This window comes from Bradyrhizobium nanningense, from assembly GCF_004114535.1.
In the GTDB taxonomy this organism is placed as follows: Bacteria; Pseudomonadota; Alphaproteobacteria; order Rhizobiales; family Xanthobacteraceae; genus Bradyrhizobium; species Bradyrhizobium nanningense.
In genome coordinates this window covers 402,844-424,253 of record NZ_LBJC01000005.1, presented here as the reverse complement: position 1 = coordinate 424,253, position 21,410 = coordinate 402,844, and the positions used below count along the sequence as shown (strand labels likewise).

21 protein-coding genes are annotated in these 21,410 nt (G+C 63.6%); 5 read left to right on the top strand and 16 right to left on the bottom strand.

Going from position 1 to position 21,410, the window contains the following annotated elements:
* Positions 1–6: 6 nt before the first annotated feature.
* The 7 genes from XH84_RS03750 to XH84_RS03720 form a co-directional block, all read right to left on the bottom strand.
* Positions 7–1,569 (bottom strand): copper resistance CopC/CopD family protein, encoded by a 1,563-nt coding sequence (locus XH84_RS03750; RefSeq protein ID WP_128917387.1) that lies wholly within the window; start codon positions 1,567–1,569, stop codon positions 7–9.
* A complete protein-coding gene (locus XH84_RS03745) occupies positions 1,569–2,099 on the bottom strand; it encodes a YcnI family copper-binding membrane protein (RefSeq protein ID WP_128917388.1) in 531 nt (176 codons plus the stop codon). Before XH84_RS03745 ends, XH84_RS03750 begins: the two co-directional genes overlap by 1 nt.
* Before the next feature lie 29 nt (positions 2,100–2,128).
* The gene (locus XH84_RS03740) at positions 2,129–2,665 is read right to left on the bottom strand and encodes a copper chaperone PCu(A)C (protein WP_128917389.1); all 537 of its coding nucleotides are present in this window, start codon (positions 2,663–2,665) and stop codon (positions 2,129–2,131) included.
* 27 nt (positions 2,666–2,692) lie between these two features.
* The gene (locus XH84_RS03735; RefSeq protein WP_128917390.1) at positions 2,693–3,190 is read right to left on the bottom strand and encodes a TlpA family protein disulfide reductase; all 498 of its coding nucleotides are present in this window, start codon (positions 3,188–3,190) and stop codon (positions 2,693–2,695) included.
* Positions 3,187–4,398 carry a sialidase family protein gene (locus XH84_RS03730; RefSeq protein ID WP_128917391.1) on the bottom strand — a complete coding sequence of 404 codons (1,212 nt, stop codon included), beginning with the start codon at positions 4,396–4,398 and terminating at the stop codon, positions 3,187–3,189. Before XH84_RS03730 ends, XH84_RS03735 begins: the two co-directional genes overlap by 4 nt.
* Positions 4,399–4,424: 26 nt before the next feature.
* Complete coding sequence (locus XH84_RS03725) at positions 4,425–6,824, bottom strand: TonB-dependent receptor family protein (RefSeq protein WP_128917392.1); 2,400 nt, start codon at positions 6,822–6,824, stop codon at positions 4,425–4,427.
* 95 nt (positions 6,825–6,919) lie between these two features.
* A complete protein-coding gene (locus XH84_RS03720) occupies positions 6,920–7,294 on the bottom strand; it encodes a DUF2946 domain-containing protein (protein ID WP_128917393.1) in 375 nt (124 codons plus the stop codon).
* Positions 7,295–7,773: 479 nt separating this feature from the next.
* Between XH84_RS03720 and XH84_RS03715 the strand changes: the two genes are divergently transcribed.
* The 4 genes from XH84_RS03715 to XH84_RS03700 all read left to right on the top strand — a co-directional run bounded on the left by XH84_RS03715 (position 7,774) and on the right by XH84_RS03700 (position 11,903).
* On the top strand, positions 7,774–8,178 hold the full coding sequence (locus XH84_RS03715; RefSeq protein ID WP_128917731.1) for a globin: 405 nt from the start codon (positions 7,774–7,776) through the stop codon (positions 8,176–8,178).
* 141 nt (positions 8,179–8,319) lie between these two features.
* Positions 8,320–9,342, top strand: a complete 1,023-nt coding sequence (locus tag XH84_RS03710; protein ID WP_128917394.1) for a sugar ABC transporter substrate-binding protein — start codon at positions 8,320–8,322, stop codon at positions 9,340–9,342.
* 21 nt (positions 9,343–9,363) lie between these two features.
* Complete coding sequence (locus tag XH84_RS03705) at positions 9,364–10,866, top strand: sugar ABC transporter ATP-binding protein (protein ID WP_128917395.1); 1,503 nt, start codon at positions 9,364–9,366, stop codon at positions 10,864–10,866.
* An 11-nt stretch (positions 10,867–10,877) separates the two neighbouring features.
* A complete protein-coding gene (locus tag XH84_RS03700) occupies positions 10,878–11,903 on the top strand; it encodes an ABC transporter permease (RefSeq protein ID WP_128917396.1) in 1,026 nt (341 codons plus the stop codon).
* A 182-nt stretch (positions 11,904–12,085) separates the two neighbouring features.
* On the opposite strand, the gene XH84_RS03695 is transcribed toward XH84_RS03700, so the two are convergent.
* Genes XH84_RS03695 through XH84_RS03675 form a run of 5 tightly spaced genes read right to left on the bottom strand, consistent with a single transcriptional unit; the run spans position 12,086 to position 17,490 of the window.
* A complete protein-coding gene (locus tag XH84_RS03695) occupies positions 12,086–13,129 on the bottom strand; it encodes an ABC transporter ATP-binding protein (protein ID WP_128917397.1) in 1,044 nt (347 codons plus the stop codon).
* A complete protein-coding gene (locus tag XH84_RS03690) occupies positions 13,122–14,102 on the bottom strand; it encodes an ABC transporter ATP-binding protein (protein WP_128917398.1) in 981 nt (326 codons plus the stop codon). The genes XH84_RS03695 and XH84_RS03690 overlap by 8 nt, the downstream gene beginning before the upstream one ends.
* On the bottom strand, positions 14,099–14,920 hold the full coding sequence (locus XH84_RS03685) for an ABC transporter permease (protein WP_128917399.1): 822 nt from the start codon (positions 14,918–14,920) through the stop codon (positions 14,099–14,101). The genes XH84_RS03690 and XH84_RS03685 overlap by 4 nt, the downstream gene beginning before the upstream one ends.
* Entirely contained in the window at positions 14,917–15,840 is a 924-nt protein-coding gene (locus XH84_RS03680; protein ID WP_128917732.1) for an ABC transporter permease, read from the bottom strand. The genes XH84_RS03685 and XH84_RS03680 overlap by 4 nt, the downstream gene beginning before the upstream one ends.
* 60 nt (positions 15,841–15,900) lie before the next feature.
* Entirely contained in the window at positions 15,901–17,490 is a 1,590-nt protein-coding gene (locus XH84_RS03675; protein ID WP_128917400.1) for an ABC transporter substrate-binding protein, read from the bottom strand.
* Between the two features lie 268 nt (positions 17,491–17,758).
* Between XH84_RS03675 and XH84_RS03670 the strand changes: the two genes are divergently transcribed.
* Complete coding sequence (locus XH84_RS03670; protein ID WP_128917401.1) at positions 17,759–18,643, top strand: hypothetical protein; 885 nt, start codon at positions 17,759–17,761, stop codon at positions 18,641–18,643.
* Positions 18,644–18,838: 195 nt separating this feature from the next.
* Here XH84_RS03670 and mtnK read toward each other — a convergent pair whose 3' ends face one another.
* The 4 genes from mtnK to mce all read right to left on the bottom strand — a co-directional run bounded on the left by mtnK (position 18,839) and on the right by mce (position 21,402).
* Positions 18,839–20,122, bottom strand: a complete 1,284-nt coding sequence (gene mtnK / locus XH84_RS03665; RefSeq protein ID WP_128917402.1) for an S-methyl-5-thioribose kinase — start codon at positions 20,120–20,122, stop codon at positions 18,839–18,841.
* Between the two features lie 32 nt (positions 20,123–20,154).
* Entirely contained in the window at positions 20,155–20,502 is a 348-nt protein-coding gene (locus XH84_RS03660; protein ID WP_128917403.1) for a hypothetical protein, read from the bottom strand.
* Between the two features lie 210 nt (positions 20,503–20,712).
* Positions 20,713–20,988 carry a DUF1467 family protein gene (locus XH84_RS03655; protein ID WP_027559474.1) on the bottom strand — a complete coding sequence of 92 codons (276 nt, stop codon included), beginning with the start codon at positions 20,986–20,988 and terminating at the stop codon, positions 20,713–20,715.
* 9 nt (positions 20,989–20,997) lie between these two features.
* The gene (mce, locus tag XH84_RS03650; RefSeq protein ID WP_128917404.1) at positions 20,998–21,402 is read right to left on the bottom strand and encodes a methylmalonyl-CoA epimerase; all 405 of its coding nucleotides are present in this window, start codon (positions 21,400–21,402) and stop codon (positions 20,998–21,000) included.
* Positions 21,403–21,410 lie beyond the last annotated feature (8 nt).

Here is a 21,410-nt window from a genome sequence, read left to right as displayed (position 1 = left end):
TGCACCTTACGGCACCGCGACGTCGAGTTCATCCTCGAGTGTGATTTGCTCGAAGTCGGTCACCAGCGCATCGATCCGCACGTGCCAGCGGCCGGCAAAGGGAAGTTCGACCTTGCGCACATGCCAATAGCCGTCCGGCCCGAGCGAGGCCTTCCACTCCATCGGCTCGATCCCGCGCTCGGGCAGGCTCAGCGTCAACGTCGCCTCCTTGGCTGCCAGGAACGTCCCCTCACCGGTCATGAGCTGGAGCACGAAATCATTGGCCCCGGGCTTGCCGGGCGACACCAGGACCTGGAATATCGCCTTGTCGCTGTGGATGTGGATCGCCAAAGGCGTCTCGGGAACCAATGTCCGCGGCGGCGGCGTGAAGCGCCAGCCGGCGACCACGGCCAGAACGGCGAGCGCAACAATACTTTCGAGCAGGATCGAGCGCGTGAAGGCGGGCGCAGCCTTGCGCGTTTCGGCAAACGCCGGGGTCAGTCGAAAGCGATTGAGCGCCGCAAGCGCCAGCAGCACAAGGACCAGCACGAGCTTGACCAGGAGAATGAGGCCGTAGCGGGTCTCGATCAGCGCGGCCGGCTTTTCGAGTTGAACGATCGCGAGTCCAAGGCCAGTCAATGCCAGAACTCCGACCGCCGGCATGGCGATGCGGGAAAAGCGGCTCACGATGGGTATCGTTGCAGCCGTCGGCTTCGACACCAGGGCGACGAGCGGGGCCAGCGCGCCGATCCAGAAGGCAACACCGAGGCCATGGAGAAAGATCGCCGGCCGCATCAACACCTCGGGCGGTGCCGTCGCGGCGTGCCCGGTCATGGCGAGCGACAAACCGACACCGATGAATGCGATCATCGCAAGAGCGCGCGCGTACCATGCGCTACCCAGCGCCATCAACGCGAACAGCATCGCCGCGAAGGCAACCAGCAAGGCAGGGCCTGCACTGGTCGCAAATGCGACCTTCCAGGGACCAGCCGTCGCGAGAGCGGCCAGGGGCAGCCCGAGCAGATCGAGGCCCAAGGCGCCGACGGACACCGTCGCGCTCAGAAGACCGAGGGCGAGCGCCGTACGCGGGACGGCCATGCCGGTCGTCGACCACGCAATCCAGCGCGCGAAGAGCACGCCGCCAACGCCAACGAACAGCCCGATATAGAGGCCGACTCGCGCCAGCCAGATCAACGCGCTCAACCCGCCGTCCGCGGCGGCCGGAGCCTTCGTTGCCGTCGGCATGCCGATCGAGAAGATCACCGATCCGGTGACGGGATGGCCGTCCTGCGAGATCACGCGATAGCTGACAACCGCGGTCCCCTCAGGCAGATCCGCCGGCATCGCGACCGAAATCGTCTCGCCCGATGCACTGACACGCGCATCGTCCCGCGCCCTGCCCGCACCGTCGATCAGCAGGATCGCGCCCGGCGTCACCGGCTCGTTGAAGCGCAGCTCCACCGCCTTGGGTGCGGTCGCCAGCATGCTCCCGCTCCCCGGCTCGACCGAGACAAGGGCCGCATGCGCCCACGCCGCGCCCGCAAAGCCGGCAGCGAGGAGGAGCGTCGCGAGCGCGGCGAGGAGGCGCATCAGGGTTTTGGCAACAGCTTCACACCCGGCGCCGTCGACTTGCCCTCGGACTTGCCCTCATGCGAATGCCCTGCCCCTTCGGCCGGGATTTCGATCCAGCGGCTGATGCCGGTCTCGCATTCCTGGACGACCGGGAAGTACAAGATCGTGTTCGGCTTGAGCGTATCGGTCAGGACCGTGTGCATGACGAACTCGTCATAGTTTTTGTCCGGCAGCTTGCCGCCCGACCAGGCCACCTCCTTGACGCCGGAGGAGAGCTTGTTGCCATGATAGTCGTATTCTCCGGCATATTTGCCCTCGACGACATCGACATTCCAGCCCGCCTTCGGCATCGGCTTCACCGCAATCACCCCTTCCGGGATCTGCACGCGGATCTTCACCGTTGGCGAGCCCGCGCAACCGTGCGGAACGGTGAACACGGCCTTGTAGGACGTGCCGACCGTGGCTTGCTTGGTCTCGAGGGACACGTGCGCCGCCGCTGGCGAGGCGGCGAGCGCGGCAATTAGGAACAGGCAGGATCGCTTCGACATATCAGGCCTTTCGAGAGTCCAGATCAGCCTCATTGCATTTTCATTCCCGAATGATCCGGCATCTTCTTCATGTCCATGTGACCGGAATGCCCGGCATCGCCGGGGGCCTGGGCGCCGACGCCCTGAACGTCGAGGGAGACGGCGACCTTGCCGGCCTTCTCGAATTGCAGCGTCACCGGCACCTTGTCGCCCTGCTTGAACGGGCCTTTCAGCTCCTGGAGCATCAAATGATTGCCGCCTGGCGCGAGCTTCACCGTCTTGCCGGGATCGACCACCAGCCCCTTGTCGAGCGGGCGCATCTTCATCACGCCGTTATCCATTGCCATTTCGTGGATCTCGGCCTTGCCGGCGATATCGGCGGACACGCCGACGAGCCTGTCCGGCGCCGTCCCCTTGTTCTCGATGACGAGATAGCCGCCGGCGACCTTTGCGCCGCCCGGGGTCGCACGGCTCCACGCCTGCGAGATGACGAGATCGCCGGCCTTGACGTCGTCGGCGACCGCCGGTGCCGCCGAGATCGCGAGAGCGAACGCAGCGAACAACACGTTTTTCGAGATTGTCTTCATATCGGTATTCCCTTTGCAGACTGAAGTTCAGCGTTTGGAGAGTTGTTGCGCCGACCACTTTTCGAGATCGGTAATTTCGGCCGAGCCTTCGATCGTCGTGATGGTCCCTTCCCGGGAGATGAGCATGGTCCTGGGAATGTCGCCCTGCCAGGCCGGATCAATCTCGAACCGCAAGCGCTCGACGAAGCCGTCGTTGAAGATGAAGTTCTCGGTCGACGACAGACCCGCCTTGTCGAGCATCGCTTGCGTTGCCCCCGGCAGGTTCGGCACGAGATCGGCGCTGACCGTGACGACGTCGACGTCAGGATGATCTTTGGCAAACTGCCCGAGCAGCGGCAGCTCAACCTTGCAGGGGCCGCAGGTCACGCCCCAGAAATGCACGAGCACGGGGCGGCCGGCATGCCCCTTGATGACGGCTTGCCAGGTGCCGCGTTCGAACGGCTTCAGCGCGGGAGATGCGCCGAGCGCGTCCGCCGATGCGATCAGAGCGACAAGACCGGCAATGGATGCAAATCGAAATCTCATGGCTGGTCCTCGATGGCTGTCAACCGATAGCCGTCCGCCTTCGTCATCCACGACAGGTAGGTCCGCTTGCCGTTGGAGACCAGCAAGGGGTGATCGGAGGTGTCGCTCGTGCTCGATATCGTCTTCGGCGGTGACCACGTTTCGCCATCATCGCGGGAGATCGTCATCTGGACCGAGGTCTTCTCGCCGTCGAACTCCTTCCAGACCATGACCGTTCCCGCAGGACCTGCAAGCACGAAGGGCCGCGTCGGGCTGCGGCCCGGTTGCCCCAGCGGCAGAGGTGCAGAGAAGGTGCGGCCTTCGTCGCGGGAGTGCGCGTAGAACAATCCCTTTCGCGCCTTTCCGTTCGTGTACCAGACCACATGATAGGTCCCGTTCGGCGCAATTGTGAGGCTCGGCCCGTGATGCGGGCAGGCGTTGATCTGCCAATCGTCGGTGCCGACCCGGTGGATTTCACCCGGCGTTGCAATATCAGTGAAGGTTATCACTGCATGATCGCGCACGCCGCCGTCAAAAATGTTCCTGAAGATCACGGCCGGCCGCCCGGGCGCCGCGAACGTCAATCCCAATCGGCAGCACTCGCAGGTGCCATCACGCGCGATTGCGGCCTCCGCGTAGGTGGCGCCGCCATCGCGCGAGGCGGCAAAGAACAGCGCTGCGCCCTCGTATTTCCGCCCCGCCTCTTTCGCAGGGACGCGATTGCGCTTGTCGAGCCAGGCCGCAAAGACCGTTCCATCCTGATCGAGCGCCAGCGCCTCGAACCGCTGGCTCTCGTTGTTGGCGGTGATGGGCTTCAGCTCGGCAAAGCTCTTCCCGCCGTCGGACGAGCGCGTGTAGAGCACCTCTCCGTTGAAAGCCTCGTCCCTGAACGTCGAGAATGCCAGCGCGATGCCGCCCTTGCGGTCGACCACGATCTTCGGCCGCGCATCCGGCCCCCAATCGAGGTTCAGTCGCTTCGTCGTGACCTGGGTGGGCGCCGAAAAACTGCGGCCCGCGTCCTGCGAACTTGCGACCGAGACCTGCCCTCCCGCCATCCAGACCAGCCACAGCGTCCCGTCCGGACCGAAGGCGGGCGTCGCCTTGGTCGCACAGCGCAGCGTCGGCTCCTCGCACGCGGCTTCAGAGGCAGGCGGGGCACGCATCTGCGCGAGCGCCGCGCCTTGCGCGGCTGCGAGAGCGACGATCGCGAGCAGGCCAGTTCGGATCACGGCCCGCCTCCCTTCGAGAGCCCGGATCATTTGAATGCCACCTTCATACCCGCAACAAATGTGCGCGGCGAGCCCGCATAGATCGATCCCGTTGTGTTTGCGAGCAGGCTCGCAGGATTTTGAAGGCCGGCCCCGGTGACCGTATTGGCGATGTTGTTGGCCGAGGCGACATAGGTCCGGTCGAACACGTTCCTGACTTCGAGAAACAAGTTCAGGGATCTGAAGGTGTCGGAGACCAGGTCGGTCTTGTAGTGAACATTCACGTTGACCAGTTCATAGCCCGGCGCCTTCAGCAGATTTGCATTGTCCATGTAGAAGGAGTCCTTCCATTGGACCTCGACGAAACCTCCGAGGCCTGTCAGCGGCCCGGTGAACTCGTCGTAGCCAATTCGGGCCGTCAACTCGTTGGGCGAGATGCCGGGGATCTTGTTGCCGGCACGGTTGAAGCTGAACACGGCGCCATTGGTGATGTTCTCGACGTACTCGGTGTAGACCTCGTCAAGATAGGTGTACGCCGCCATGAACCGCCAGCCCGGATAGAACTTCCAATCGGCGGCAAGCTCGATGCCGCGATGTTCCGACCGCGGCGCGTTGAACATATAGGTCGCGTTGGGTGACCCCGCAGGTGTTGCCTGCGATACGAGTTCGTCGCGGAAAAATTCGTAAAAGCCAGTCGCGCTGAGTTTGAGCGCGCTGTTCGGTGTCCAATCAAAACCAAGATCGTAACCCAGATTCTTCTGGGCTTGGAGCTGGGTATTATTGCCCGACAATCCCGTCTGAGCGACAAAGAGGTTCGAGACCTGCGGCGTGCCATAGCCCGTGGCAACGCGTCCGCGGAACAGCCATTCGTTGTTGAGATTGTAGAGCAGCGCCAACTCTGGTGCAGTATTTTGAAATTGCCGGTCCGCGGTCGTCGGCGTCGTCGTCGTGATGCCGGCGGGGCCGGCGTACGAATAGGCCGTATTGATGCCCCTGAGTAAGGTTGTCTCCCAACCGATGCCTGCAACGGCCGTTAGTGCCGACGTAAGCTTGAGCTCTTCCCTGGCACGAACACCAAAATTAGTCGTTTCGCTGTAGAGGTTGCTCGACAGCCTGCCGAGCGTCGCGTGACCTCCCGGCATCACGTTTCGCGTATCGCTCGACGCCGTCAGGGTATTGTAGAAGGCACCAAAGAACGCGGTGGACTCCAGGCCAAGAATCTCGCCGCGCTTAGTGAGATCACTCATATAATTGTACGAAGGGAAATCGCCGATCGCGCTGGTCGTGCCGGTGGGCTGGCTGATGTTCCTGTCGTCGAACACGAACTGGTTTCGCCAAGTCATCGTATTGTCGAAATCATGCTCCCAGCGTCCGCCGACGATGGTTCGCCGGTCGTTGCGCCCGAGACCTGCTTGCGTCGCCGTCTCGGTATCCTTGCCACCGTTGAAGCCGTTGTTGAAAAGAGACACGGTGGGACAGCCGGCGACCGCCGTCGCACCGGTCGTACATCCCTGCTGGAAGGGATTGGTGTAGAACTGATTCAGCGACTGGCGCAGCGGCAGCCGCGCGCTGAGGTCGTTGTTGATGATCTTGACCGTGAAGCGATCGTCCGGCGTCGCCTTGAGCGTGCCGAGGAAGTTGACGGTCTGGGTGTTGAACCAGCTATTGCCGATATAGCCGTCGCCCCTTGTGTCGCTGGCGAACAGCGAGCCCTCGAAATTCCCGACCTTCTTGCCGGCCGCCAGGTAGTTGTTGAGGTAGCCGTAGCTGCCGCCATCCACGCCATATTCGACGCCGTCGATCGTGCCGCCCGGCCGCGTCCGGAAATTGAGCGCGCCGCCAGTCGCATAATTGCCGTAGAGCGCCGAGGAAGGCCCCCGGATCACATCGATCGCGCCATAGGCATGGGGATCGATCAGGTCGCTGCGCGACAGGCCGTCCGGCTGCGTTACCGGGAAGCCGTCCTCGAAGATCACGAGATTGCGGATGGCGAAACCGTTGCGGGCGTTGGAGCCCCGAATCGAGATGCCGAAGTCGCGGGGACCGTTGCCCTGCTTGATCGAAATGCCCGGACTGTCCCGCAGGACGTCGCTGACCGAGAACGCCGGACGGTTGTCGAACTGGCTGCGATCGATGGTGGTCGCGGTCTGTCCGGCCGGCGACTGAATGAGGCCGGCCCTCACTTCGCCGGCGCTTCTCGTGTTGTTTTGCCCCCCGGCGCCATCGATCGCGTTCTGCGCGACGGGCTTCGCCATGCGAGGAGTCGAAGCGGAGCGCAGTCGCGATGGCCGGATGATTGGTTTGGGACGGGACGTCTGCGGCGCCTCGACCGTCACTGCGGGAAGCGCTTCCGAGGCAGCCTGGGCCAGCGCGTCTGAACCGATCGGGGACAGCAGTCCGGCAAGCACGGGCAAGCCCGCGCTTCCGATTGCACGAATGCGTAACATTTCCTAGATTCCTGACAGCCGGCACGTCGGCCGGTCCATTGAGCACGCCATCGGCACAGCAACGGCGCGCGCCAATGGTTCGGTTTGTCGCTACGTCAGGAAAATTGAGGCGGGGCGCGCGCCTGGGCGCTCGAGCCCTTGGGAGCGGCGATGGCGAATCCATCCGCCGGATGCCACACCACCCGCTCGGCATGGCGGATGGGAATCGAGAATGCCGCGGGCGTCGGCGAATCGAGCGACGCATTGGCCTGGACCAGGCAGCACAGGGCGCAGGCGCCCGCATGCGCGGTTGGCGCGCCGCTCTGATCGTTCAGGCCGCCCTGCTCGCTCGCACTGTGGCAGATGACACCGGCAGACAGGGGATCGGCAATGGCGAGGCCGGTCGCCCAGCAGGCGGCAATCGGCGCCAGCACCTGCATCGCCAGGGCGAGCAGGACCAGAGGCAGGAATCTTTGTAGCCGTGAGCGCATCCGCCGAACCGTTCGTTCGTCGACTAACTAAACACCGCACCAAGCCCAAGTCGAGATCAGTTCCGCCGCCTTCTTGACCCAGCGCAAATTTGGCAGAACCGGGGCCACGGTAGCCCAGCACGGCATCGGCTTTGGGCATTTGAGGCAGGGTCAAACGCCCCGTCCACCCACAGATTTCTTTTATTTGTCATATACTTGCGAGCATCGACGCTCGATCATTTCGTCTGCTGATCGAATTTTGAACATTCGTTGCCGAAAATGATGACAAGTGAGAAAAGTTGATCTAGCATCCCCTTGCTCAGGCTGGCCGCGAGGTCGAAGTCTGGTGGTCCAAGTCTCGGGAGGAGCCCCTGACGCGCAAAATGCAGCGTCGCCCCGTCAATCAAGAGCAAATCTTAGAATCGGGGATAATAGGGTCGACACAATTTTTGAGCGGGGCCAGGGCCCCGCTTTTTTTTGTCCGCAAGGCTGAAGCGCCGATGAATGCCTTGCCCAATCCGATCGAAATCAGCTTCGAGCTGGCGGCCTTGCGCTGCCCGGATCTGACGCCCCTCGTCTACCGGCGCCTGTTTGACGAACATCCCGAAACGGAGGCGATGTTCCGCTCGGACGGCCGCGATCTCGTGAAGGGGTCGATGCTCGCGCTGACGATCGAGGCCATTCTCGATTTCGCCTGTCAGCGTCGCGGACATTTCCGGCTGATCGCTTGCGAAGTCGCCTCGCACGATGGCTATGGCACGCCGCGCGAGCTGTTCGTCGCGTTCTTCGCCATCATCAGGGATGCCTTGCGCGATCTGCTCGGCGATGAATGGTCCATCGAGATCGCGCAAGCCTGGGACAGATTGCTCGCCGACATCGACGCATTCACCGGCGCGACGGCCTGACGCTTTGCGCTGCACCAACTCGGGTTGCCGCAATCGCAGCGAGTGATTGCAGATTGAGTGGCGCCTACTCTTGTGAGACACTTTCGGACATCGGTCGCGCAATCAATGACGCGCCGACGATAAGATATATGGGAGCGAGCGATGTCCGGGACGAAAGATTTCTCGACGACGAGGCGCGATCTTCTTCAGGCGGCAGCGACCGCCGGCGCCGGAGCTGCCCTTCTCGGCAGCATGGGCATAAACCCCGCATTGGCCGCCGAGGTCGGGCGCAGCGAGAAGCCGCTGAAGGCAGCGTTCTCCAATGCGGGCCTCCAGGCCACCTGGTGCGCGCAGGGTAAGCAGGCGGCTGAATTCTGGGGCAAGCTGTTCAATGTCGACGTCACCTGGTTCGACGGCCAGCTCGATGCGGTGAAGCAGCGCGCGGCGATCGACAACATGGCCTCGCAGAAATGGGATTTCGTCGCGATCCAGGCTTTCGGCATCGGCACCCTCACCCAGCCCGTGCAGAAGATGATCGATGCCGGCACGCCCGTGATCGACATGGACACGCTGATCGCGCCGCTCGATCAAATCAACGTCCATTCCTTCCTCGCCCCCGACAACGAGTTCATGGGGGCCTCCGTAACCCAGGCGCTCTGCAACGCGATGGACGGCAAGGGCAAGATCATCATGACGCAGGGCGCGCTCGGCCATACCGGGGCGCAAGGGCGCGCCAAGGGCTTCAACAACGTAGTGAAGCAATTTCCCGGCATCGAGGTGCTCGATACCCAGCCCGCCGACTGGGACGTGTCGAAAACCGCCCGACTCTGGGAAACGTACCTCACGAAGTATCCCCAGATCGATGCTGCATTCTTCCACAATGACGACATGGCGCTTGCCGCCGCCAACATCATGAAGGCGCGCGGCCGCACCAACATCCTGATCGGCGGCGTCGATGCCATGCCGCCGGCGATCCAGGCGGTGAGCGAAGGCCGCATGTTCGCGACCGTGCGTAATCCCTCCTGCCGCATCCACGGCGGCGCGATCATCGCGGGCGTTTCCGCCGTGGTCGGCGGCGAGAAGAGCGGACAGGGCATTCCCAAGAACGTCGTCACCGACGGCCCGGTCGTGACCAAGGCCAACGCCGCCGGGATGCAGTGGATGCAGGATCACTTTCTGATCTGAGCCTCCAAGATCTGAACGTTCATGTCAGAGGGTCGTTCGCCCATCCTTGAACTGCAGGGCATCACGAAGAGCTTCGGCGGCGTCGAAGCACTTCGTGGTGTCGACTTCGCGCTTCATCCCGGCGAGATCCACGGTCTCGTCGGCGAGAACGGCGCCGGAAAAAGCACGCTGATGAAGATCATCGCCGGCGTGCACACCGAATTCTCCGGCCACTTCCTGATCGACGGGGCGGAGACGCGTTTCCGCTCCACCCGCGATGCGCATGCAGCCGGCATCGCCATGGTGCACCAGGAGCTCTCCGTCGCGCCCGACCTCACGGTCGCCGAGAATGTCTTCCTCGGCAACCAGCCGACCAACCGCCTCGGCCTCGTACAATGGCGGCGCATGGCTCGCGAGGCCGGCGAGCAGCTCTCCCGCTTCGGCATCGACGTCGATCCGATGACCCGGCTGGGCGACCTCCCCATCGGGCTGCAGCAGCTGATCGAGATCGCGCGCGTGCTGTTCTCCGGCGCCCGCATCGTCATCCTGGACGAGCCGACCTCCGCCCTCTCCCCGCCCGAAGTCGAGCGGCTGTTCGCGACACTCCGTCGCCTGCGCGAGCAAGGCACCAGCATCGTCTTCATCTCGCATTTCATCGAGGACATCCTGCGCGTGTCGGACACGGTGACCGTGTTCCGCAACGGACGGAAAGTCGCGGAGACCGCGAGCGCGGCAACCAGCAAGGGCGCACTGATCGAGGCCATGATCGGCCGCGGCGGCGAGGCGCTCGAGCACAGCTATACCGACGATTTGATGCTGCCGCGGCCAAGCGACAGCCAAATCGTTCTCAAGGTCGATCAGCTCTCGCTGTCCCGCAGTCTGAAGGACATCTCCTTCGAGGCGCGCGCCGGCGAGGTGCTCGGCATCTATGGCTTCATGGGCTGCGGCCAGCAGGAACTGTCGCGCATCCTGTTCGGCAAGCTGAAGCCGGACACCGGCGCGCTTGTCGTCGAGGGCACGCCAAAGACCTTCGCCAGCACGGCGGCAGCGCGGCGCGCCGGCGTGGCGCTGGTGCCGGAGAGCCGGCGCGACATGCTGTTTCACCAGGAGCCGGTCTACAAGAACATCTCGATCAGCATTCTCGATCGCATCTCGTCCCTGCTGCTCAAGCCGGCGCAGGAGCGCGACATCGCCAAGCGTCAGGTCGAGCAGCTCCAGATCCGGCCGCCGGTGGTCGGTCTCGACCTCGGCATGCTCTCGGGCGGCAACCAGCAGAAGGTTGCGCTGGCAAAGTGGCTGACCTATCCGCCAAAACTGCTGGTGCTGTGCGAGCCGACCCGCGGCATGGATGTCGGCGCCAAGAACGACGTCATCAACATCGTCCGCGATCTCCGCACAAGAGGGCTCGCGATCATCGTGCTGTCGACCGAGCCGGAAACGGTGCTGTCGCTGGCCGACCGCATCCTCGTCCTCAAGCGCGGCGCATTGGTGCGGGAATTCAAGAACGAGCCGATCAGCAAGGACCGCCTGCTGGAAGCGGCGTGACGGAGAAGCACATGAGCAGCGAGACGGCCTTGGCGGCGGAGCAGCGGGCACGCGGGCTCACGCCCTTCCTGCGCTCGCAGATGCGCAACATCGCGCCGTTCCTCACCCTGATCTTCCTGTCCGCCTTCTTCGCCTTTGCCAGCCCCTCCTTCGCGACGCTCGACAATCTCGGCAACATCCTGACGCAGGTGTCGGTCACGGGCATCATCGCGGTCGGGCTCACTTTCGTGATCCTCTGCGCCGAGATCGATCTCTCCATCGCCAGCATCGCCAACGTCACCGGCATTGCGGTCGCCTATTTCACGCTGCAGGAATCCTACGTCAACATCGCCAACATCCCCCTGCCCGGCGCGGTCGCGATTCTGCTGTCGATCCTGCTCTGCGCCCTGCTCGGCCTCGTCAATGCGCTGGGGCTGACATTGATCGGCATCCCCTCCTTCATCATGACCTTGGCGATGATGCAGATCGCCGCCGGCATCTCCGCGCTGCTGGTGCGCGGCCAGATCGCCTACAAGGTGCCGAGCCTCATCACGACACTCGGCTCGGGATCGATTGGCGGCATTCCCTGGATCGTCATCGTCGCCGCCATCATGCTGCTCGGCGGGCACCTCGTGCTGACCTACACGCGCTTCGGCCGCTATGTCTACATGGTCGGGGGCAACCGCGAGGCGGCCGAATATTCCGGCCTCAACGTCAAGCTCATCTTAGGTGCGGTGATGGTGATCTCCGCCGTCTGCTCCGGCATCGGCGGCATGCTCGGCGTCGCCCATTTCGGCAGCGCGCAGCAGAACGAGTTCGACACTTACCTGCTCGACTCCATCGCCGCCGTCGTGGTCGGCGGCACCAGCCTGTTCGGCGGCCGCGGCGGCATCGGCAATACCATCGTCGGGCTTTTCGTTCTCGGTGTCCTCAATAACGGCCTCGACCACGTCAACATCGACAGTTTTCTGAAGATCCTGATCCGCGGGCTGATCCTGCTGGCGGCACTCGTCATCAACGTCTATGCGCAGCGCTTAAGGGAAAAGGCGGCAGAGTAGATGACCTTCAGAACAAAACTGCGAAAACAGCCCATGTACAGTGAGCAGGAGGGTAATGACCCGCCATCCTGAGGTGCAGAGCATGCGATGCGACAAGCATCGCATGCGCAGCCTCGAAGGATGAACGGCCGAGCTGCCAGCCGGGCCGTCGCCCTTCGAGGGCCGCTGAAGGAGCGGCCACCTCAGGGTGACGGGGATAGACTGGCGCTCGCTGCACCGATCTCATCCGCCCGCCAGCACCGCACCGCATGTCCATCGGGCCGCGTCTCCAGCGACGGCCCCGGCTCGTGCCGACACGCCGCTTCCGCATGACGGCAGCGCGGGCTGAAGGCGCAGCCGTTGGGCGGATTGAGCGGGTTGGGAAGGTCGCCGCCTGTGGTCGCCAGCGGCGCGTGATGCAGGGGATCCGGGATGGCGGCGATCAGGGCCTGCGTATAGGGGTGTGCGGGGCGCTCGAAGATCTCCCGCCAGTCGCCGTTCTCGACGATGCGGCCGAGATACATCACGGCGACGCGGTCGCTCATGTGCTCGACGACGCCGAGATCGTGGCTGATCATGATGTAGGACAGACCGAGCGTCTCCTTCAGTTCCAGCAGCAGATTGATGATCTGGGCGCGGATCGAGACGTCGAGCGCCGAGACCGGCTCGTCACAGATGACGATCTTGGGATTGAGGATCAGGGCGCGGGCGATGCCGATACGCTGGCGCTGGCCGCCCGAGAACTCGTGCGGGTAGCGGCCGGCCTGTTCGGGCCGCAGGCCGACATGCCGCAGCATGGTGGCGACGCGGTCCTCGATCTCGCTTTTCGCGGTCACGCCGTGCACGCGCAGAGGATCCTCCAGCGTGCGGCGCACGGTCTGGCGTGGATTGAGCGAGGCGTAAGGGTCCTGAAACACCATCTGCACGGTGCGGGCCAATGATTTACGATCGCCGGATTGCCTGCTCGTGACGACCTGCCCGTCCAGCACGATGCGGCCGCGCGTCGGCGTCAGCAGGCCAAGGATCGACAATGCGACCGTCGACTTGCCCGAGCCGGATTCGCCAACGAGGCCGAGGCATTCGCCGCGTTTCAGTTCGAGGTCGACCCCGTCCACCGCTCGGAGCAGCCGCCGGCCGCGGCCCAGCAGGCCGCCTCCAAGGGGAAAATGCACCGCGAGATCCCTAACGCTGAGAATGAGATCGTCGTCCGGCCTCCGCTCACCCAGCCTGTTTCGCGGCTCATGCATGGTGATGACACCTCACCAGACCGCCCCCCTCCAGCAAGTCCGTCTTCGGTACGACCGTCCGGCAAATCTCGGTCGCTTGCGCGCACCGCGGATTGAACCGGCAGCCATCAGGAAAGCTGGTGATGGCCGGGACGACGCCTGCGATCTCCTTGAGCCTGGCGCGGCCGAGCGCGGCGCGGCTGCCGAGTCGCGGCAGCGAGTCGACCAGGCCTTGCGTGTAGGGGTGCGAGGGCGCGCGGAAGATATCGGCCGAACCGCGTTCCTCGACAATCCGACCGGCATACATCACGGCAACGCGGCGGCACACATTGGCGACGAGGCCGAGATCGTGGCTGATCATGAGGATGGCCGTGCCGCGCTCGGCGCACAAATTCCGCATCAGCTCGATGATCTCAGCTTGCACGGTCACGTCGAGCGCAGTGGTCGGCTCGTCGGCGATCAGCAGATCCGGACCACACGCGAGCGCGATGGCGATCATCACGCGTTGACGCATGCCGCCGGACAGCTGGTGCGGGTAATCCTTCACGCGTCGCTCCGGCGCGGGAACGCGGACGCTTGCCAGCGCCTCGACCGCCAGCCGGTTGGCGTCCCGCCAGCTCTTGCCCTTGTGCAGCACGAACATCTCGGCGATCTGCCGGCCCACCGGCGAGACCGGGTTCAGCGCCGTCATCGGCTCCTGGAAGATCATGGCGATCCGATTGCCGCGCAGCTCCCGCTGTCTGGCTGCCGAAAGACGCTGGATTTCCCGCCCCTCGAACCGGATGACGCCGCCGCCGATCGACAAGGGCGGCCGCAACAGGCCGATCAAGGCTAGCGCCGTGATGCTCTTGCCGCAGCCGGATTCGCCGACGAGGCCGAATGTCTCGCCGCGGTCGATGCGGAATGAAATGCCCTCGGCGGCTGCGATGCGGCTCGATCCGTCATCGAGATCGATGCGCAAATCCCTGACTTCGATCAGCGGCGTGCCCGTCATGTGCGCCGGCTCCGCGAGTGGGGATCGAGAATGTCGCGCAGGCCGTCGCCGAGCAGATTGAGGCCGAGCACCGTCAGGAAGATGGCAAGGCCCGGAAAAACCGAGAGCCACGGCGCCGTCGTGATCTGCTCGCGGGCGTCCGACAGCATGCTGCCCCAGCTTGGAAAGGGCGGACGGACGCCGAGGCCGAGGAACGACAATGCGGCTTCAGACAAGACCGCGCTGCCCATGCCGAGCGTGCCGATGACGATGAGTGGCCCCAGCATGTTCGGCAGCAGCTGCGTGATCATGATGCGCAGATCGCCGTAGCCGAGCACGGTCGCCGCCTGCACATAGCCCTGGCTCCTCAGCGACAGCGCCGAGGCCCGCGCGATCCGGCACGTGAAGGACCAGTTGGTCAGCCCGAGTGCGATCAACAGGCTGGTCAGGCCGGGGCCGAGGACCGCCATGATGGCCAGCGCGAAGATCAGCGAAGGGATAGCGAGCATGAGATTGGTCAGGGCGTTGACGAAATCGTCCCACCAGCCGCCAAAATAGCCGGCGCTGAGCCCTAAGGCCACGCCGATGACGCTGTTGATGAGCTGCGAGATGATACCGACCGTCAGCGAGACCCGCGCGCCGTACATGACGCGGGAATAGATGTCGCGGCCCTGGTCGTCGGTGCCGAACCACCAGGTCCAGCTCGGAGGCTCTTCCGCGTTCATGAGGTTGGCGTCCATGACGGGATCGGAGTGCGCCAGCCAGGGCGCGAGCAGGCCGACCAGGATCGCCAGCGCGAACAACACTCCACCGATGACGAGATTGGGGCGGAGTTTCATGCGTATCTGATCCTGGGATCGATCACGCCGTAGAGCACGTCGACCAGTAGATTGATCGCGAGAAAGGCGAGTACAACCACGAGAATGGAGCCCTGGACGGCTGGAATGTCGCGCTGCAGGACGCTGTCGACCAGCAGCGAGCCGATGCCCGGCCATGAGAACAGTTTCTCGACCACGACCGCCTGCCCCATCAGCCCACCGAATTGCAGGCCGATGGTCGTGAGGATGATGACGAGCGCGTTACGCATCACATGCCACTTCACGACACGGGTCTCGCTCATGCCCTTGGAGCGCGCAGTACGGACGAAATCAGCCGTCATGATCTCCAGGACCGCGGCGCGCGTCGTCCGGGCAAACAGCGCCATCGGCGAGACGCCGAGCGTGACCGCCGGCAGCAGCAGGTATTTCAATCCGCCGTCGCCATAGCCGAAACTCGGCAGCCAGCCCAGTTTCAAGGCAAACAGATGCATTAGAACGAGTCCGAGCCAGAACTTAGCGATGGACAGGCCCGACACCGCCACGACCATTGCAATCGTGTCGACGATGCCGCCGGGTCGCAGGGCCGCGATGAAGCCGAGCGGCACGCCGATCAGAATCGCAAACGCCATGGCCGCGAAGATCAATTGCAGCGTCGGCCATGCCCGCTTGGCGATCATGGTCGTGACAGGCTCGCGCGTCCGGAACGAGGTGCCGAAATCACCGGTCGCCAGCTTGGCAATGTAGGCGCCGAAACGCACATAGAGGGGCTCATCGAGACCGAGCTGCTTCTTCATGCGCAGCTCGACCTGCGGATCGCTGTCGTCGCTCATGGAGGAGACGATGCTGCCGGGAACGACGCTGAACAGCACGAAGACCAGCAGCACGACGGCGAGCACGGTCGGGACGGTTTGCAGCAATCGACGGATCAGGAAGGAGAGCATCGGCACCGTTCCTCTCTCCCTGCATCGTTTGTGGCGATGCAGGGAGCGCGAGAGCGCAGGTCACTTCGCGGGCGAGGTCTCGTCGACCCAGAGGTCTTCGACGTTCTGGTGGGTCAGCTCCGTCGCGTTCAGCTGAATCCCCTTGAGCCACGGCTGCACGGCCATGACCGCCTTGTTGTAGTTGAAGAACCAGACCGGCGCCTCCTCATAGAGCAGCGCATTGGCCTTTTGCAGCAATTCGGCGCGCTTTGCGCCGTCGTCGACCTGCCCTGCCTGATCGACGATCTTGTCGAAATCGGCATTCCTGAAGTTCATGTAATTGCAGGCCGGTTGCGGCGTCGACGAGTGGAAGCATTTGAGGGCAGACAGCGGATCCGGGCCGCTCGCCTGGGAATAGATGAAGGCCTGATAGTCGCCAGTGCGAACCACCTCCGCCAGCACCGCGGTCTCGACCTGCTTGACCTTGGCCTTGATGCCGACCTTGTCCAGCATCGGGATGACGGCCGAGACGATCGGCAGGCCCCAGCTTTCATTCGGGCTGGTGGTCCATTCGAATTCGAAGCCGGAGGGATAGCCGGCTTCGGTCAGCAGCTGCTTGGCCTTGGCGGGATCGTAGGGGTAGGGCTTCATGGCCTTGTCGTAGGCCGGCGAGGTCAGCGGCAGCCAGCTGGTGGCGCGATAGGCCTTGCCCTTGACCAGCTTGTTGATGATCAGATCGGTGTCGATCGCGTAGTTGATCGCCTGCCTCACGCGCTTGTCGGAGAACGGCTTGAACGACGGATTCATGCCCATGTAGCGCGTGAAGACCTCGGCGACTTCGACGATGGTGCCCTTGAGGGCGGCGTCGGACTGGTAGGCGACGTATTGCGCGGGTCCCAGCACCGAGGTGTCGATTTCCTTGTTCCGGAAGGCGACATCGCGCGCCGCGGCTTCGGCCATGATCGACACGATGACCTTGTCGGCGTAGGGCTTGCCGGGCTTGTAGAACCGGTCCCACCGCTCCAGCACGATGCGCGATCCCGGCACGTGCTCGACGAATTTGAACGGCCCGAGACCGATCGGATGCTGGATGTAGCTCTCCTTGGCGCCTTCGTCGGCCGGGTAGATCGAGGTCAGCGCGGTGAAGAAGTAGAAGCCCGGATCGACCTTCTCGGTCAGCTTCATCTCAATGGTGAGATCGTCGATCTTCCTCAGGCCGGAGATTTCCTTGGCCTGGCCCTTCTCGACCGCGGCCGCGCCCTCGATGACTCGAACATACCGCGCGCCGGGATAGGCCTTGGCGCCGTCCATGATGCGGTTATAGGACCAGATGATATCGTCGGCCGTCATCTTGCGGCCATTGTGAAAATAGGCGTCGTCGCGCAGCTTGAAGGTGTGAACTAGGCCGCCGCCCGAGACCACGTCCTCCTTGGCGAGTTCCAGAACCGGTTTGCCTTCGGCGGAATTCCAGATGTAGAGCGAGCGATGCAGCGCCTTGGCGTAGATCTCGTCCTGAGCGCGCTGCGTGGTGTGAATGTCAAGGCTCGTGAAGCTCGAGCCATAGGGCGCCGTCATGCGGATGGTTCCGCCCTTGCGCGGCGTCTGGGCCTCCGCCGTGCCGGCGAGCGCCAGCCCCACCCCCGCGACGATCGCAATCATCCTGAACATCATGAGTCCCCCAAACAACGCAGGTGTATTCCGATCAGAGATTTGATCATCCGCAGGCTGTCGAATGCAAGCTTCGTTTTTGAGGGAGGCCAATGTCAGTTCCGAAAGGCAGCTCTTCGATGAGTCCCCCGGGCGTCAGGTTGCATCCGCCAGCGATGCAAGCGGCCGATTGACGCGGTGCGTCGTCGAGCAAACCAGGAACGGTGAACATTTTTCGTGGTCAACGCGACCAAGCTCAGGATCGTCGTCTGAGCCCCAAGGATCGCCCAAAATGAAACGCCGAACGTTAGGTGCCTTGCTCGCCGGCGGTCTGTTCGCCGCAACGGCAGCGATGGCGATCCCTGTCACACCGGACCCTGCCCGGGACAGTCCGACGAACACCATCCAGATCAGCTGGTCCCACACCACGCGGTCAAACGGGTATGTCGACGATACATGGTGGGCGACCAGGGACCGGTGCGCACCGGATTATCTCGGCGAGCGCCTGCTCTGCGACGCCGTCGGGCTTCTGGCACGGACCACCAGCCGGACGTTCGAGGTCAAAATGTCCCAAGACATGGGTTTGCCGCTCGCCGACCGTTGGGGCCTGATGACCGCGAAGAATTCACCCTTCATCAGGTCGGCTCACGTCGAGACGCCGCTCGGTCTCGAGGCCGTGCTCGGCTTCTATCGCGCTGCACTCGAAAAGCGCGGCTGGACTGAAAACGACGGTGCGGTCGTCGAGGCTGATAGGGCCGTTGTCGCCTTCACGACGTCAGATGGGCCAGCGCTGCTCCGGCTCGTCCGTCAGGACCACACGACAATCGCCGACCTTGCGCTGCGCAAGCCCTTGGCCGCCACAGCCCTCATCCGGCCGGCGCCGGGACAAGTGAGGTTGTTGCTCGGCAACAAGATGGATGAAGCGGCCGACATCACCGTCAACGAGCGGACCATCAGACTGGCGGCTCACGCCGGAGAGAAACTGGTCGACTCCGACGACGCCGCGGACAAATTGCCTGATAGCCAGAAAATTGATCTGCTGCCTGGCAAGTACAGGATCACCCTCCAGCTCGAAGGCAGCGCGGCGCAGCAGCGCGAGTTCGAGGTCGCGGCCAATGAGACCTGGGGCCTGCTGGTCGGTCCCGCGGGTGCCCCGCTGCCGATAAGGCTGTACTAGCGTTCCGCGACGATCCCTCCCCGTCATTGCGAGCGAAGCTCGCACCACGTCATTGCGAGGAGCTCGCGACAAAGTTGCGAAGCAATTTTGTCGCTGATGCGACGAAGCAATCCAGACTCTTTCCGCGGTGGCAGTCTGGATTGCTTCGCTACGCTCGCAATGAGGGAGTATGCAGGTCTACTTTTCGCGACGTCTTCAACCTGACAATTCCGGCTGCCAATCCCGCAATTTTCGCGCGGCGCCGGTGACGTCAGCGATCGTCCGAAACACCGGCGTCTCCACCATCATCGCTCGTGCGAGCCGCACCGCGCGGGCTTCGCAGATCGCGCGTGTCTTCGGGGGCTCAATCAGCTCGAAGTCGATGTTGTGGGCGAGACCAAAGATGCGGCGGATGGTTTTTGCGGCGGCAAAGCCGACGGTGTCCGTGAACAGGCGCTGCATATAGGCTTGGCGCTCGGCCTCCAGGCGCGCCGCGCCCTTAGCGCCGGCAAAGAGCGAGGCCGGATAGGCGTCGCCTGCCGCGCCGGCTCGCCAGAGGTCGAGGAACTTTCGGGCAAATTCGCTCCAGACCTGCTCGACCGTCTCCAGGACCCAGGCCTCGAATGCGGCCCGCTCGCTGGGCGCGCGCTCGTGGCCGGGGGAGGCAAAATAGGCCATCAAGAGATTGGCCAGCACGGCGCCGACGTCGAACCCCATCGGGCCATAGAATGCGAATTCGGGGTCGATCACCCGTGTCTGGCTGTCCGTCACCATGATCGATCCGGTGTGGAGGTCGCCGTGGAGCAGCGCCTCGGGGCTCGCCATGAACTTCAGCTTCAGCCGGGAGATCGTGACGTGCAGGTCCATGTCGTCACGCAGCTCGGTGGCGAGGCCATCGAGATACGGGGCGGTCCAGCGGTTTTGTTCGGCGATGCGGTAGGGATCGGTGAAGATCAGATCCTCGGTGATCTTGCAGAGCGCATGATTGCCGGCGAAAGCCGCGATGCCCTCCTTCTTCTCGGCCGCGGACAGTGCGAGGTCGGAGGTGAAGATCAACGTCCGCGCCATGAAGGTGGTGATGTCGTCAACGAAGCGCGGATAGCGCGTTCCCGCAACCAGCCCCCTGCGCATGATGATATGGGGCTCAAGCAGCTCCATCACCGTCAGCGCCAGATTCTCATCGTGATGCAGCAAGGCCGGCACGAGGCCGGGCGCGAGTTGGGCCTGCCGAGACAAGGCCAAGAATTCGTAATGGGCCCGCGACAGCGGCAACGGCCAGCTCTCGCCGACCAGGCGGACATAAGGAAGCGCCTGCTTGACGGCGACGCCGCCGCGCGCGCCCTTGACGATGAAGACGAGGTTGAGATTGCCGTCGCCGACTTCGGTGATCGTCCAGCCGGCGGGATCACCGAGGAGCGCTTTCAGGTCCGGCAGGCCTGCGAGATAGTCCCGCAAGTCGGCCTCATGCAGAATCCGATAATCCCCCTGCCCCTGCGCCATGACGATCCCATCCCATTTGCAGGGCCGGATCGTTACTCCCGCTCCAGGAAGCTCGAGCCGATCTCGGCCTTTCTTTTGATGGGATCGTAATCACAATAAACGAGATCCGCCACCAGCGTGTAGCTGGCGCTGACATTGTATTTGTCCAGCTTGACGGAGTTCAGGCCGATCACCGAGGTGCTCTTGCCGCCGTTCCATTTGAATGGAGTGGAGCTCTTGGCTTGCTCGCAGGCCGCGACGGCTTCGTTGAAGACGTAGCCCTCGACGAACGCCTTCAGGGTCCGCACCTGCACCGCCGTCTTCCACTCGAAATAGCCGATGGCACCGAGCCCTGCGACGATCAGCACCAGAAGCGCGATGACGATCCTCTGAAAAGTCATTTGTTTCCCCCCGAACAAAACAAGCGCAAAAAATCCAGGCGAGACGAAGCGCGCACGCCTCGTCCTTCGAGACGACCGCTTCGCGGTCTCCTCTGGATGAGGCTAACGGACATCGCCGCCCGTTGAAACTGCTGCCGCGCACTCTGTCCTCATCCTGAGGAGCCCGCCCAAAGGCGGGCATCTCGAAGGATAGGCCGCACGCAGATAGACCTAAAACGGCATTCCCATCAATTTCGACAGGCGCTCGATCGAGAGATAGCCGGCGTGATAGGCGGCCATCCCGAGCCCGTAGATGATGGCCGAGATGATCGTGGTCCAGATCAGCTTGCGCCCCATCCGCGTCAGGATCGGCGCGCCCGGGTCGGTGCCGGGTGCACCGACGCCATCCTCGTGCTGGCTGCGCACGCCGAACGGCAGCGTCAGGAACAGCGCGATCCACCAGATGACGAAGTAGATCGCGATCGCGGTTGAGATCTGGATGGCCATGGTCCGGCCTTATGCCTGCTCGATCTCGACCAGTGCGCCGGAAAAATCCTTCGGGTGCAGGAACAGCACCGGCTTGCCGTGGGCGCCGATCTTCGGCGTGCCGTCGCCGAGCACGCGGGCGCCCTCCTTCACCAGCGTGTCGCGCGAGGCGATGATGTCGACGACCTCGTAGCAGACGTGGTGGATGCCGCCGTCGGCATTGCGCTCGAGGAATTTCGTGATCGGTGAGGCCTCGCCGAGCGGCTCGATGAATTCGATCTTGGTGTTGGGCAGTGTCGCGAACACGGTGGTGACGCCGTGCTCGGGCAGCGGGACGGCGTCCGAAATCTGCGCGCCGAATGCCGCTCCATAGATCTTGGCAGCCTTGACGGCATCCTTGGTCGCGATCGCGACATGGTTGAGCCGGCCCAGCATGGTTTTCT

Coding starts and splice junctions, on each gene's coding strand:
- XH84_RS03750 (WP_128917387.1), bottom strand. CDS start 1,569: ATGCGCCTCCTCGCCGCGCTCGCGACGCTCCTCCTCGCTGCCGGCTTT.
- XH84_RS03745 (WP_128917388.1), bottom strand. CDS start 2,099: ATGTCGAAGCGATCCTGCCTGTTCCTAATTGCCGCGCTCGCCGCCTCG.
- XH84_RS03740 (WP_128917389.1), bottom strand. CDS start 2,665: ATGAAGACAATCTCGAAAAACGTGTTGTTCGCTGCGTTCGCTCTCGCG.
- XH84_RS03735 (WP_128917390.1), bottom strand. CDS start 3,190: ATGAGATTTCGATTTGCATCCATTGCCGGTCTTGTCGCTCTGATCGCA.
- XH84_RS03725 (WP_128917392.1), bottom strand. CDS start 6,824: ATGTTACGCATTCGTGCAATCGGAAGCGCGGGCTTGCCCGTGCTTGCC.
- XH84_RS03720 (WP_128917393.1), bottom strand. CDS start 7,294: ATGCGCTCACGGCTACAAAGATTCCTGCCTCTGGTCCTGCTCGCCCTG.
- XH84_RS03715 (WP_128917731.1), top strand. CDS start 7,774: ATGAATGCCTTGCCCAATCCGATCGAAATCAGCTTCGAGCTGGCGGCC.
- XH84_RS03710 (WP_128917394.1), top strand. CDS start 8,320: ATGTCCGGGACGAAAGATTTCTCGACGACGAGGCGCGATCTTCTTCAG.
- XH84_RS03705 (WP_128917395.1), top strand. CDS start 9,364: ATGTCAGAGGGTCGTTCGCCCATCCTTGAACTGCAGGGCATCACGAAG.
- XH84_RS03700 (WP_128917396.1), top strand. CDS start 10,878: ATGAGCAGCGAGACGGCCTTGGCGGCGGAGCAGCGGGCACGCGGGCTC.
- XH84_RS03695 (WP_128917397.1), bottom strand. CDS start 13,129: ATGCATGAGCCGCGAAACAGGCTGGGTGAGCGGAGGCCGGACGACGAT.
- XH84_RS03690 (WP_128917398.1), bottom strand. CDS start 14,102: ATGACGGGCACGCCGCTGATCGAAGTCAGGGATTTGCGCATCGATCTC.
- XH84_RS03685 (WP_128917399.1), bottom strand. CDS start 14,920: ATGAAACTCCGCCCCAATCTCGTCATCGGTGGAGTGTTGTTCGCGCTG.
- XH84_RS03680 (WP_128917732.1), bottom strand. CDS start 15,840: ATGCTCTCCTTCCTGATCCGTCGATTGCTGCAAACCGTCCCGACCGTG.
- XH84_RS03675 (WP_128917400.1), bottom strand. CDS start 17,490: ATGATGTTCAGGATGATTGCGATCGTCGCGGGGGTGGGGCTGGCGCTC.
- XH84_RS03670 (WP_128917401.1), top strand. CDS start 17,759: ATGAAACGCCGAACGTTAGGTGCCTTGCTCGCCGGCGGTCTGTTCGCC.
- mtnK (WP_128917402.1), bottom strand. CDS start 20,122: ATGGCGCAGGGGCAGGGGGATTATCGGATTCTGCATGAGGCCGACTTG.
- XH84_RS03660 (WP_128917403.1), bottom strand. CDS start 20,502: ATGACTTTTCAGAGGATCGTCATCGCGCTTCTGGTGCTGATCGTCGCA.
- XH84_RS03655 (WP_027559474.1), bottom strand. CDS start 20,988: ATGGCCATCCAGATCTCAACCGCGATCGCGATCTACTTCGTCATCTGG.
- mce (WP_128917404.1), bottom strand. CDS start 21,402: ATGCTGGGCCGGCTCAACCATGTCGCGATCGCGACCAAGGATGCCGTC.